Raw genomic sequence first — 12,426 nt, forward strand, 5'->3', positions numbered from 1 at the left:
GCCAGAACCTCCTCTGGAAGTACTAGAGCTTCTTCCTCCAGAAGAAGAAGTTACGGTGTGGCAGCCCGATTTGCAATTATCGCAGAGCATTTTACAAACAACTCCGATCCCTAAAGAATTCTCTTCCGTTGCAACTAATAGGCAGATGGAAAAGTTTTTATCACAATCCCTCGTACAGCGATCATCGTTCATACAAGATTCCAAAAAGAGAAGAACCAGAACGATCTGAAACGCCGATTTCATCTTTTTGGACCAATCTCATAAGGAAGAAGTATTTCCTTGATTTGTATGGATTCTTCTAAACTAGCTTCTGAAAATGCGGTATGCCCTTGTTTACTTTTGGTATGTACATTCGCACCGCTCTTCAGAAGAAGTTTTACAATATCCAAATTCCGATTATAAACGGCCATCATGAGAGCAGTGTGCCCATCTCTGGTTTTGGCGTTAATGTCTGCACCACTTCTGACTAAAAATTCTGCAATCTCTACTTCTCCTTCTCTGGCCGCTATCATCAAAGGAGTAAAATTCCTAGTGAATGGATCTCTTGTATCCACGGAATAACCGGATCTCAGACAATTTTGTAAACCGAACAGATCCCCTTTATAAACAAAGTCAGAAGGATAGGGGCTTCCTCCTCCACCTATATATTGAGGAGAAATACAATTCGTTAGAAAAATCGCCAGAAGAAGCAAAGCATTCCTAACGTAAAAAGGAAGAAAGGTGAATTTGGAAGTGAAAAGATTCATAAGTGTCCTCTTCAACAAGAGGACCGAGTTCGAAGAAGAACGTTCCGAGATTTTTAAATTTTTACGAAATTGGAAATATTTTATTTATAAAAGAGTTAATTAAGAGGAGGAGAATCAGGCATAGATATAAGGATACGTCCGTCTTCCTCCATTTTTACATTGGAGAGAGACAATGCCTTTTTATATTCTGAAAAACAGAACTCGAACAGGGAGGATTCTTCCCTGTCTTGTAGTAAGACCCTGCCCTGGTGAACTTGAATCCCTCCAAAGAGTAATTTTCCACCAGTAACATAAATATAATTTTTGGAATTTGTTTTGGGAGATGGAACCTCTTGTTCCGAAATGAATTCGATGCTTAGGCCATTCTCATCCAATTTGAGCTCTTTAATCCTACCTTCCACTTCGGGATCGGGGAAAACGGAAAAAGGTTCGAAAAACACTTTGTTTCCAGAAAAGATTAAACCCTTCCCTTTGGGAAAACGGACTAGGTCCTCGATAGATACGCCAACAGTATTTAAAAGTTCTTTTGTATAAGGATTTAATAATGCTCGAACGGTCTCATTCTCTACCAGGATCCTGCCGGATTCGGGATCGATCTTGACAGTTGCAATTCCTTCAAAGGAAACCCAAACTACAAATTTGACCTCTCCCGAAATTTTAAGTTTCCAAGTGCCATTATGAAAAATTGGACGAAGTTTCATTTTGCGAAGAGTGGATTCGGGAAAAGAAAATAATTTTCCATTCAACAGTTTTTCCAAACTCTCAGAAGAGATCTTAATATTACCGTTTAGGATTTTGAGAGTAAAAAGTTCAGGCCGGTCAAAAGGAAGAATTTCTCCGTTTTTAGGAATTGCTTCCAAAGAAAGACGATTCGCCTCCACGAAAATATCCTTCTGCCAATAAAACCGAACGTTTTTAAGAATTAATCTTGGCCTGGCAAAATAATGAGAATCGGCTATACCTTCAGTTTTAGGACCAATATCCGAAAAAGGTATTTCCACATTTTCTAAACCAAGTCTCCCCACCCAAAAGGAAAGAAATGCAGTTAAGATCAGCACAATCCAGTAAATCCAAGAACGTTCAATTCGATTCGGTTTCATTTAGCTTTTTGCCTAAAGGCACGGTATTTTTTAGAAGGACTATGCTTCTTGGCTATTCTTTTCCAAGAAAGATATTTGCTTGGAAGTCAAACGGGTCGGAAGGAAATATTATTTGGACTTTCTTTTGGTAGAACTAGCGGCTTTGAGAGACTTCTTCTTGGATTTAAGTTCTGCTTTATCATCAAACTTGAAGAAGAAGTCCACTGGCTTTTTGTATAATTTTGCCAGGTTCCAGAACTCAATGACGTCTATCCTTCTGTCTCCCGCTTCGATTTTAGAAATGAAAGATTGAGGTGTTTTAAGCGCTTCGGCAACATCCACTTGAGTTAGGCCTGCGTCTTCCCGTGCTTTCTTGAGCAACTTTTGGAAAATTTTATATTCTTCGGTGTAGATTGTTTTAGCCAAGCAAAGCTAATTCTACTTCCCAATTCGGAATATACCAAATTAGGATATTCAAACGGGGTGGTCTAATTGATTTTTATCAACACCATATTTTCTCCATGATTTGAATTTTCTAAAAAATAACTCATTGCAACTCGTCTAAAATTTTCCTTCGAATTCGGCTTGAAGACTTCTCCGAGTCATATCCCATATATCTATGCAAGAACCGTTCAATATCGGATTACTTATTTTTCCGGATCTAACTCCACTGGATTTTGTAGGTCCTTACGAAGTATTTTCCAGAATGAAAAATTCCAAAGTTTATGTAATTGCAGAAACCAAAGAACCAATTCCTTCCGAAAGAGGACTATTCATTCTTCCTGATAGAACTCTGGATGAAAATCTAGATTTGGATTTGGTTTTAGTTCCAGGTGGACTTGGTGTAAATCGGCTTATGGAAAACGAAAAAATCCTCGGCTGGTTGAAAGAAAAATCGAAAACCTCCAAATACATTAGTTCTGTATGCACTGGTTCTTTAGTTTTGGCAGCTGCCGGTTTATTGAACGGATACAAAGCGACCACACATTGGCTCTCCTTAGATGTTCTAAAACTTTTTCCGGGAATCGATGTGAAAGAAGATAGAGTAATCATTGATAGAGATCGAATTACCGGAGGAGGAGTCACCGCTGGGATCGATTTTGCACTCCAAGTTGTAGCGGAGATCCAAGGGCGAAAAGCGGCAGAAGAAATCCAACTTATGATCGAATACAATCCAGAACCTCCTTTTTTAAGCGGTCATCCTAAAACAGCGAAACCAGATCTGGTTTCAGAAACTATGACCTCTAAGAAAAAGGGTCAAGATCTTAGAAAAGAAATCGCGGTTAGGTCTATTGCAAGGCTTTCCAAATCTTAAAACTCTTAACTGAATTTACATTTTGACTATAATCGAAAAAATTCCGGTCAAAGCTACGATCGCACCCAACATCCATCTCGTCTGAGCGGCTATGAGTTTATAAATCTCTGCAAATTCTGTTTTCATTTCTATTCGGATCTCAGCTAAATCCTCCTTTAATTCTGCTCTCAGATTTGCAATATCCTCTTTGACTTCCGCCCGTAGGTCAGCCATCTCTGCTTTGATTTCAGAACGAAACACGTTTATTTCTTCCGAAAGTCTTTTCTCAAATCTATCCGAAACGAGTTCCACTATATTCTCCTTATTGGCTGCGAAAGAATCATTGATAAAATCCAGAAATTCGTTCGCGCCTTGGTCACCCAATACTTCTTCCAATTTTCGCGGTATTCTGCGAAACATAGGCATTGCCATAATTATGCTCCTTACGGAGAAGCGTGTAAATCGAATTTCCCCGTTATTGAGGCTCGGGTCCGGAATAATGATTTCCGCTCGTACTTTTTATCAGAAAGATTTATCCCGGAATCAATATTCCAAAGAACCTTTATAAAAATAGAATATAATAAAAAAGGAGCCCGAAGACTCCTTTCTGAAACTTGAATATGTTTCTTACTTACTTATTCGGCTGAGGAGTATATCTCAGATAAGGTTTAATCTTCTTAAAACCTTTCGGAAATTTTTTCTCAGCATCCTCATCAGAAACAGAAGGAACAATGATCACATCCTCTCCATGTTTCCAGTTTGCAGGTGTAGCAACACTGTAATTCGCAGTCAATTGGAGAGAATCAATCACTCTCAAAAGTTCATCGAAGTTCCTTCCAGTAGATGCTGGATAAGTCAAAGTTAGTTTCACCTTTTTATCAGGACCGATCACGAATACGGAACGAACTGTTGTAGTCTCGCTCGCATTCGGATGGATCATATCATAAAGACCAGAAACTTTTTTGTCCGCATCCGCAATGATAGGATAGTTTACAGTGGTGTTCTGTGTCTCGTTGATATCTCCGATCCAACCTTTATGTGAGTCTACCGGATCCACGGATAACGCGAGCACCTTAACATTTCTCTTTTCAAATTCAGGTTTAATTTTCGCAACGTAACCAAGTTCTGTGGTGCAAACGGGAGTGTAATCTTTCGGGTGAGAGAATAAGATTCCCCAACCTTCTCCCAAATATTTATGAAATTCTATCGGTCCATCGGAAGTTTCTGCCTGGAAATCCGGGGCCACATCGCCTAATCTAAGTGCCATAGTCGATACTCCTGATTTCAGTTATGCCCGATTGAACTGGATATTGCAAGAATTTTATTCACTATAGCAGAATATTTATTTAAAATATAAGATTTATAACAATAAAACAGATTTTTATGAGATTTTCTCTCATTTTCTAACGATTTTATATCCTTTTAGGGGGATTTACACCTGACCAATTCTTGATGCATCAGGAAAGTTTAGAATCTCGGATCAGACGTTCCAGACTTTCTAAGCAACTTTTGAGTTCCTTCTCCGTTTGCTTATCCATGATATTTCCTTCCGGGTCCACTTTCTTATTCACTGAAGGAATACTTAGGACACAATCATCGTTTATTTTCACTGTGAGTACATTCAATAAATGTAAAAAAGCTTCCTGTGCCTTGGAAGCTCCTCCGTAACCTGGAGATGCATTGATTAACCCAACCGGTTTTCCATAAAGTTCCGCACTTGACACGATCCAATCCAGTGCATTCTTCAAAACACCAGGGATCGCAAACGCATATTCAGGGCTAGAAAAAAGAATGGCATCCGCTTCTTTGAGTTCTCTTCTCCATTCTATAACTTCCTTAGGAGGAGAATCCGTATCTAAGTCAGGATTAAAGTGAGGGATCCGATCTATCGGATCTGCGAGAGTGATTTGCAAAGAATCATTTGAGATCCTTTGGGCTGCGAGTAATAGGGCTGTGTTGGAAGAACCTTTTCTTAAACTTCCGGAAACGGCGAGTACTTTCATTGTGTATTCGGTTAGACTTGTTTGGAAGAAGAAAAGAATTCGAAAGGGAATCAACTACACTTTTTTTAGTATGGCGGTCAGCTCTCCCAAATCTCTGATATCTCCTTCTACATGTTTGTGAAATGCAGTCCATCCTCTGGACCTCGTAGGCACAATATCCAACTCCACTTTATCACCGCAATAGATCAGTTTATCTGGAGAAAGTCCCGCTAACTTCTCCGCTTCTTGGAAGATCAAGGGGGAAGGTTTTTCGTATCCGAATTCTGCAGAAACAATGACTGGATAAAAATAATCAAGAACTCCTACACTCGCCAATAATTGTTTAAGTCTATGATCCCAATTAGAAATGATCCCTAAACCGGAACCTCTTTGTTTCGCAAATTCTACTAACTCATAAAAGCCTGGATCTATTTCCCAGACGGAAGGTTCATCAAAACGTTTGAATATAGATTGGAAAATAGGATCTGGTTCCAGGTCCGATCCTATTTCTTTTAAGAAGAAGCCGAGCAATTCTCGCCACCAGCCTTCACTTCCATCCGTATGAGCATGGAACTTGTCTCTGAAGTCAGGAAGTGGATGGCGCGTCATGTGGGCATATGCCTTCCGAAAGGCCCTTTCCATGTAACCGTTTGGATGATTGGAACCATCCAGTCCAAATTCTTTCAGAACTTCAAAATACACTTCCCCTGCAGGCTTTTTCATTGTAAGGAGAGTATCTCCCACATCCAGAAAAATGTAATGTTCTTTGGGGCTCATTTAGTTATCAGCAAAGAGTCTATGATCAGAACTCTCTATAGTCAATATGCATAGACTATGCTAAAGGAAAATCAAAAACCTGAACTATCCGAAGAATTCGGGGAGCTCACGTGCAAACTTATGTGCATCTCCAGGCCATCTTGCGGAAAGATAAGACTTATCTAAAACACTGAACCCTGGTTTAATATTAGCGAAACTATCTCTTGCAACAGGCATAGGCCCTTCTTGGAAATCCGTGCTGGATTCCAGAAAGGAAATCACCTCGTCCTGCAAAGGTGTAGGATAAGTTCTATAATAATCTCCGAGCCAGGCCCGAGTTAAATTCCAGGCCAGAAGTTCCTGGGATTTCAAAAGTCCTGTAGTCTTCAGTCCAAATAAGCTGGACTTTTTTGTTTTTGGATTTTTGGATCTTGCTGCGAGAAGCACCCCATGACAAATTGCGGCCACAGGTTTTCCTTCTGCGAATGTATTGCCCACTAATATCTGCAAAGAATCCGATTCCAAATAGACTCTCATTCCTTTTGCATGTCCTCCTGGAAGAAGTAGAACATCAAAAGAGTCTAATTTGACAGACTCGTACTTTTTAGGATTTAAAAACTCATTCGATTTTTCTAATTCTCTGTAAAGAAGAACATCATCATTCTTCGCTCTTAGAACTGGAGAAAGAATTCCCAAACCTTTTCCAGTTACCATTCTGAAATCAGCTTCTCCAGAGGTTCCGCTTGGAGTTGCAAATATGATCTTGTATCCGTTCTCTTTTAAAACCTTCCAAGGAACGGATACTTCTGTAGGATCGAAATCGATTTGAGGGATTGGGATTAGAACAGTCTTCATTTAAGGATGATTTTGTTTCATCCCTGGTTCCGCTGCAATCCTTGTTTCATCTGCCCCTTCTTTAAGCTTAGGGTCCAAAGAAGTTCTAGCAGATATTTTTAACTCTTTTATAAGCGCTTCTTCCCTATCTGGAGAAGGGATTTTATCAGTAGATACCAAAGATGCCTTGATCGCATCCAAAGCAGAAGTTAAGACTAAGTCAGGTGCCTTGTCCCAGATCGCACTGGTCATCACTAAAACGATCTTACGATGAGGGATTACATAGATGAACTGACCACCTTTTCCATTCGCCATGAAGCTAGGTTTTCCTTCGAATTCATGGATCCAGAATTGAAGTCCGTATCTTTTTTCTATTCCAGGTTCTAAGGTCATGGCGATCCATTCAGGTTTTAATACCTGGCGGCCATACCATTTTCCTCCATCTAGATAAAGTTGTCCTAACTTTGCCATATCAATAGGTCTTAGGCGAAGTCCGAAACCTGCGGTCTGTCTACCTGATTTGGATGTATTCCATTCTTCTCCCTTAAAACCTAACCAGGAGAATGCGGTATCCTTAGAGTATTCGTATAATGTCTTGCCTGTCTTAGCTTCCAAATAGCCCGCAACTAATTGAGTATCTCCATTAGAATATTCGAATTTAGTTCCAGGCGCGGAAGATACTGCTGGGGTCCAGGCTATTGCAAGTGGGTCTGCGTCTGTCCTAATATCTTCTTTTTTGGAAAATGAATCCCAGCCCATTCCGGAACTCATACGTAATGCGTCTTTAAGTCTGATCGATTCTTTTCCTTTTAATTCGGAAGGAAGAAGACCGGGTAAACTGGACTCAGCAGTAGAAAGACTGTCTTCCAAATCCACTCCACAATCATTCGTATAACAAATCCCTAATAACATTGAGACCACTGATTTGGTCACAGAATACATATTATGGTTATGATTTCGCGAGATCCCACCGGCATATCTTTCGAATACCAAGTTACCTTCTTTTAAGATAAGAAGAGAGCGGACCTCTGTTTTTTCTTTTCTGAGCTTTCTAGAAAATTCCAACAAGGGTCTGGAATCCAGGCCCAATTCTTCCGGAAATTCCACTCGGAAACCTTCTACAGGGTTCCTATCTAAAGTTTCGTTTTGGTCCCAAGCAAGCCCGGAAGGAAGTCTTACCCAACCCCAGTCCAGGGCGCTACAATTAGAAATAAAAAGAATAAGTAAGGAGAGAAGAAAGAAACGTTTTACTGATGTACTTGTAAAAAAACTACTCACTAAAAAGACCCTCCAATCGATTTCTTAGGTCTTAAGTACTACTTAGACATACTCTAATGTAGGTTATCCTACATTCAATACTATTGAGACCTTGTTTGGAAATTTTTTTCCAACCGATTTCAATGTAAAAGAGCGCAAAAATTATGTATTTATTTGTTAAACGACGAAAATATTTGGTTAATTCTAATCCCAAAGGTTTAGTTTTTAGAAATCTGATGAAAATTAAATTCGGAATATTGCTCTCCTTCTTTATTCTAAACTGCTTTTTCGCAGTAGATTGGAGTTCCAACGAATCTGGAAAGGTTAAAGGAAAAGCTTCCGTGGATGATTTTCCGGAAGCCGAAAATGCCAACCTGAGTAAACAGGAGTTGTCCAAAAGAGGCAAAAAGGGCGAATTCAAAACCAGAGAAGAGCAGGAACTTTTCGATATGATGATCTCCGCAGGTTCCGATCAGAACACTGCTCGGAATTGTGCCGCCAAATATGGAAACTGCAAGAGCCAATGTTGGACCCAATACCCAATCCCTAAGGTAGAGACTGTTTTTACTGCAGTCACCGTGGATCGTAAGAGAGAAGATTGTATAGCAAGATGCGGCAATCTTTGTGACGATTACACTCCTTCTAGCTCCAGAGGTTCCATGCCAAATTCAGGCAAAGGAAATTATTCGGATCCGAACGCTCCCAGATACTAATCCGATCTTTCCAAAGAAAGACTGGACAAAGAATGAATACTTCTTATCCTCCTTTTTCTCGGAGGAACCATGTCTTCATCTCAAGAAATTTTAGTCTTCACTACTCTGGCGGATCGCGACTTAGCAGAAGAGTATATCGCAGAAATGCTCCAGCTTGGAATCATCGTGAGCGGAACCATTTTCCCTGAAGTGGCTCTTTTATATCAATGGGAAGGAAAACTCACAATCGATTCTGAAAACAAAATTCTCCTAAAAGCAAAAGCGGATAAATATGCAGCGATCGAAGAATATATTATGAAAAAACATCCTTATCTCGCTCCTGAGATCATCAAAATGGATGTTAGTTTCGGTTCAGATAAGTTTAAGGCTTTTATAAAGGACAAAATCGCGAAAGGAGGCTAAACACTTTCGCATTTTAGAAAAGTTATATAAACGCACCCAGCACGTATTGGACAAACGCAATCAATGAAAGCGGTTGTACTAAGATTGCAACCGCAAGCCCGGTGAGCGCACCGTAAAAGTGAGCATCGTGATTGATCCCATCCTGCCTGTTCTTAGAAGCATAATAAGAATACGCCAAATATAATATCGCATATAAAGGCCCAGGTATAGGGATCGGAATAAAGAAAAAGAAAATTTTAGAATAAGGATAGAATAAGATAGAAGCAAATACGATCCCGGAAGTCCCACCCGAAGCACCTAAACTTGCATAATTCTCATCCGTTTTATTTTTCTGAAAAGATACCAGATTTGCGATTAGGATACTCGCTAAGTACAATCCCATAAATCCTAAAGGCCCGAGCACCATATCCACATGCCTTCCGAAAAAATAAAGGGTCAGCATATTAAATAATAAATGGGTAAAATCCGCGTGAACAAATCCGCTAGTAGCTAATGTATAATAGTTTCCTTCTTTAGAATCCCTGAAAGGTCTCAGGATCAATTTATCTAAAAGATTCTGATCCACATACAATGTATAAAGGGTTATAGCTCCTGTGACTATAATAGTGATAAGTGTAATGTCTAATCTCATTTTTCCTCTGTAGGAGTCGCTTTGATAGAAAGCATTTTGTCTCGGAGAAGTGCCGCTCTTTCGAAATCCAATTCTTTGGCCGCTTTTAACATTTCTTCCCTGATCTTCTCTTTCATTTCTTCTTTAGAAGAGAAGTTTTTCTCTCTGAACTTTTTGTTTATCTCTTCTGCAGCATATTCTTCGGGAGCTAGTTCTTTTTCCGTTCTTTCGATCATATCGGCAATTTCCTTTTTGATCGTTTGAGGAGAGATCCTATATTTCTGGTTATGTTCTTCCTGAATAGTTCTTCTTCTTTTGGTCTCTTCTATGGCTTTGGTCATAGAATCAGTCATTTTATCTGCGTATAATATCGCAGTTCCGTTGATATTTCTCGCTGCCCTACCGATTGTCTGTATTAAAGATTTATAATTTCTTAAAAAACCTTCTTTGTCCGCGTCCAAAATGGCAACAAGAGAAACCTCTGGAATATCCAAACCTTCTCGAAGAAGGTTGATTCCTATTAAAACATCATAGATCCCTTTTCTGAGATCTCGGATAATCTCTATTCTCTCTAAAGTCTCTACCTCTGAATGCAGATAAGAAACTTTGAGTCCTAATTCTTTATAATAATCTGAAAGATCTTCAGACATCTTCTTGGTTAATGTGGTAACAATAACTCTTTCTCCCAGGTCTATCCTTTTTCGAATCTCAACCAAAAGATCTTCCACCTGATTTTTGGTAGGTCGAACTTCTACATTTGGATCTAAAAGTCCAGTAGGACGGATGATCTGTTCAACTCTTGTTTTACTTTTTTCTAATTCATAATCCGCTGGTGTTGCAGATACATAAAGGGTTTTGGGAGTTAAGGATTCAAATTCAGTAAAGTTTAAAGGTCTGTTATCTAGGGCAGAAGGTAATCTGAACCCAAAATCCACCAGAGTTTGTTTACGAGCTTTATCCCCCGCAAACATTCCTCCCACCTGAGGGATTGTAACATGAGACTCATCCACTATTAGTAAAAAATCTCCACGGAAATAATCGATCAAACAAGCAGGTCTTTCTCCTTCTTTCCTTCCCGTTAGATGACGGGAATAATTTTCGATCCCGTTGCAATATCCCATTTCTTGCAGCATTTCCATATCGTAATTCGTTCTGGATACAATACGTTGTGCTTCTAAAAATTTACTTTCTTTGGTGAACTTGATCTCTTGTTCCGCCATCTCATCTTTGATTCTTTTGACAGCATCCTTTATCATAGGGGCGGCCATGATGAAGTGTTTTGCAGGATAGATAAAACATTTTTCCTGTTTAGCGATTACCTGGGCAGTAACCGGATGAATCCTGGAAATAGAATCCACTTCGTCTCCGAAAAATTCGATCCGGAAACCATCCGTATGGTACGCCGGATAAACTTCGATAGAGTCCCCTCTAACTCTGAAATTCCCACGAGAGAAATCGGTATCATTACGATTATATTGTATATGCAGAAGTTTGCGAATAACCTGATCTCTATCTATAATATCCCCTTTTTGTAATGCGACGACTGAGTTCACATATTCTTCCGGAGATCCTAAACCGTAAATGCAAGAGACGGAACTTACGATCACTACATCGTCTCTTTCTAACAAAGAAGAAGTAGCTCGAAGCCTGAGCTTATCTATCTCCTCGTTCATTGACATATCTTTTTCGATAAAAGTATCCGAAGAAGGTACGTATGCCTCTGGTTGGTAGTAATCGTAATAGGAAACGAAATACTCCACTGCATTCTCGGGGAAAAATTCCTTAAACTCTCGGAATAACTGAGCCGCCAAAGTTTTGTTATGCGACAGAACCAAGGTAGGAAGTCCCATATTCGCAATGACCTGGGCCATGGTGAATGTTTTTCCGGAGCCGGTCACACCCACTAAGGTGACCTTATCTTCTCCCTTATTGAATGCTTGGCCTATTTTTTCTATGGCCTGGACTTGGTCCCCGGCTGCTTTGTAGTTGGAATGAATTTTAAATATCGAAGACATACTCTTAGAAAGAAAGACCCGAAAATCGAAGAAGTGTAAAACTTAAAAAACAGCGGAATTTACTTCGGAAGGATTTTTTCGGCCATAAATAAGGCCTGTCTCTTATCCTCTAAGATTTCCAGATCCATTTTATCGAATAATTTTTGCATTACCATCATCCCCCTCATTAGAGTGGCTGTGGAAGAAAATTTTCCTCTTTCTATATCTTCTTCGATATTCAATTCTCTCAGGTTGTTCACCAGTCGGATCTTAAAAATTCCACTTTTTTCGATTGTATATGCGACTTCTACATTTCCGCCGTCACCGTATTTGACAGCATTCTCCACAGCTTCGATGGAACCGATAGTAAGGTCTACGATCATGTCCTCGTCTATTCCGTTAGCTCTCAGGAAAGATTCCATTCGGCTTCGAACATATTGCATTGGTTGAAATTCGGTGCGGCCAAGAAGAAGGTATTCTTCATTCTTAGAAGTTTTTTTACGGAGAGAAGATTCTGCAGAGAGTGTATATTCTCTGGGATCTAATTTACTTTTTGCCGCTTCTCCGGAGGTAACAAGCTCATCTAGAATTTTTGGAACCCAGTCAGGCGAAAAGGAAGGCTCTTCTCTGAATTTTCGGAGAGTGTCCATCCGGATCCACGCATGGAAATCCTGGGAATTACCTGTTAAACCGTTTGCTAGGAGTTCCCTAATGCGGGCTTCTATCTCTCCTAGGGAAAAGGACATTCCCATATTTTTC

Annotated in this window: 15 protein-coding genes and 1 pseudogene; 3 read left to right on the forward strand and 13 right to left on the reverse strand. The window is 39.8% G+C overall.

Annotated features, from left to right (window positions below; translation table 11 throughout):
• From CH377_RS19775 to CH377_RS00020, 4 genes and pseudogenes are all read right to left on the reverse strand, one after another.
• Positions 1–192 (reverse strand): annotated as a pseudogene (locus CH377_RS19775) (hypothetical protein); the annotation flags it as partial.
• A gap of 47 nt (positions 193–239) precedes the next feature.
• Positions 240–746, reverse strand: coding sequence for an ankyrin repeat domain-containing protein (locus tag CH377_RS00010; RefSeq protein ID WP_100721818.1), 507 nt, complete (start codon positions 744–746; stop codon positions 240–242).
• Positions 747–841: 95 nt separating this feature from the next.
• Positions 842–1,846 (reverse strand): hypothetical protein, encoded by a 1,005-nt coding sequence (locus CH377_RS00015; protein ID WP_100721819.1) that lies wholly within the window; start codon positions 1,844–1,846, stop codon positions 842–844.
• A 108-nt stretch (positions 1,847–1,954) separates the two neighbouring features.
• A complete protein-coding gene (locus tag CH377_RS00020; RefSeq protein ID WP_100721820.1) occupies positions 1,955–2,251 on the reverse strand; it encodes a helix-turn-helix domain-containing protein in 297 nt (98 codons plus the stop codon).
• Positions 2,252–2,444: 193 nt separating this feature from the next.
• Between CH377_RS00020 and CH377_RS00025 the strand changes: the two genes are divergently transcribed.
• A complete protein-coding gene (locus CH377_RS00025; protein WP_100721821.1) occupies positions 2,445–3,140 on the forward strand; it encodes a DJ-1/PfpI family protein in 696 nt (231 codons plus the stop codon).
• A 15-nt stretch (positions 3,141–3,155) separates the two neighbouring features.
• On the opposite strand, the gene CH377_RS00030 is transcribed toward CH377_RS00025, so the two are convergent.
• The 6 genes from CH377_RS00030 to CH377_RS00055 form a co-directional block, all read right to left on the reverse strand.
• On the reverse strand, positions 3,156–3,539 hold the full coding sequence (locus CH377_RS00030; RefSeq protein WP_243401916.1) for an apolipoprotein A1/A4/E family protein: 384 nt from the start codon (positions 3,537–3,539) through the stop codon (positions 3,156–3,158).
• Positions 3,540–3,750: 211 nt separating this feature from the next.
• Positions 3,751–4,386: a peroxiredoxin gene (locus CH377_RS00035; protein ID WP_100709186.1), complete on the reverse strand. Its 636-nt coding sequence runs from the start codon at positions 4,384–4,386 to the stop codon at positions 3,751–3,753.
• 190 nt (positions 4,387–4,576) lie between these two features.
• On the reverse strand, positions 4,577–5,122 hold the full coding sequence (locus CH377_RS00040) for an NADPH-dependent FMN reductase (RefSeq protein ID WP_100721823.1): 546 nt from the start codon (positions 5,120–5,122) through the stop codon (positions 4,577–4,579).
• A 54-nt stretch (positions 5,123–5,176) separates the two neighbouring features.
• Positions 5,177–5,878, reverse strand: a complete 702-nt coding sequence (locus CH377_RS00045; protein WP_100721824.1) for an HAD-IA family hydrolase — start codon at positions 5,876–5,878, stop codon at positions 5,177–5,179.
• A gap of 84 nt (positions 5,879–5,962) precedes the next feature.
• On the reverse strand, positions 5,963–6,712 hold the full coding sequence (locus tag CH377_RS00050) for a type 1 glutamine amidotransferase domain-containing protein (protein ID WP_100721825.1): 750 nt from the start codon (positions 6,710–6,712) through the stop codon (positions 5,963–5,965).
• On the reverse strand, positions 6,713–7,969 hold the full coding sequence (locus CH377_RS00055) for a serine hydrolase domain-containing protein (RefSeq protein ID WP_100721826.1): 1,257 nt from the start codon (positions 7,967–7,969) through the stop codon (positions 6,713–6,715).
• Positions 7,970–8,184: 215 nt separating this feature from the next.
• Here CH377_RS00055 and CH377_RS00060 point away from each other — a divergent pair, with 215 nt between their 5' ends.
• Together CH377_RS00060 and cutA are read left to right on the forward strand one after the other, a co-directional pair.
• Positions 8,185–8,661 carry an LIC_10730 family protein gene (locus tag CH377_RS00060; protein WP_100722764.1) on the forward strand — a complete coding sequence of 159 codons (477 nt, stop codon included), beginning with the start codon at positions 8,185–8,187 and terminating at the stop codon, positions 8,659–8,661.
• A gap of 69 nt (positions 8,662–8,730) precedes the next feature.
• Positions 8,731–9,063 carry a divalent-cation tolerance protein CutA gene (cutA, locus tag CH377_RS00065; RefSeq protein WP_008593982.1) on the forward strand — a complete coding sequence of 111 codons (333 nt, stop codon included), beginning with the start codon at positions 8,731–8,733 and terminating at the stop codon, positions 9,061–9,063.
• A 22-nt stretch (positions 9,064–9,085) separates the two neighbouring features.
• Here cutA and CH377_RS00070 read toward each other — a convergent pair whose 3' ends face one another.
• Genes CH377_RS00070 through CH377_RS00080 form a run of 3 tightly spaced genes read right to left on the reverse strand, consistent with a single transcriptional unit; the run spans position 9,086 to position 12,413 of the window.
• Positions 9,086–9,694 (reverse strand): rhomboid family intramembrane serine protease, encoded by a 609-nt coding sequence (locus tag CH377_RS00070; protein ID WP_100721827.1) that lies wholly within the window; start codon positions 9,692–9,694, stop codon positions 9,086–9,088.
• Positions 9,691–11,688: an excinuclease ABC subunit UvrB gene (uvrB, locus tag CH377_RS00075; RefSeq protein ID WP_100721828.1), complete on the reverse strand. Its 1,998-nt coding sequence runs from the start codon at positions 11,686–11,688 to the stop codon at positions 9,691–9,693. Before uvrB ends, CH377_RS00070 begins: the two co-directional genes overlap by 4 nt.
• 59 nt (positions 11,689–11,747) lie before the next feature.
• On the reverse strand, positions 11,748–12,413 hold the full coding sequence (locus tag CH377_RS00080; RefSeq protein ID WP_100721829.1) for an ATP-binding protein: 666 nt from the start codon (positions 12,411–12,413) through the stop codon (positions 11,748–11,750).
• Between the last annotated feature and the right edge of the window lie 13 nt (positions 12,414–12,426).

This window comes from Leptospira haakeii (assembly GCF_002812045.1).
Classification (GTDB): Bacteria; Spirochaetota; Leptospiria; order Leptospirales; family Leptospiraceae; genus Leptospira_B; species Leptospira_B haakeii.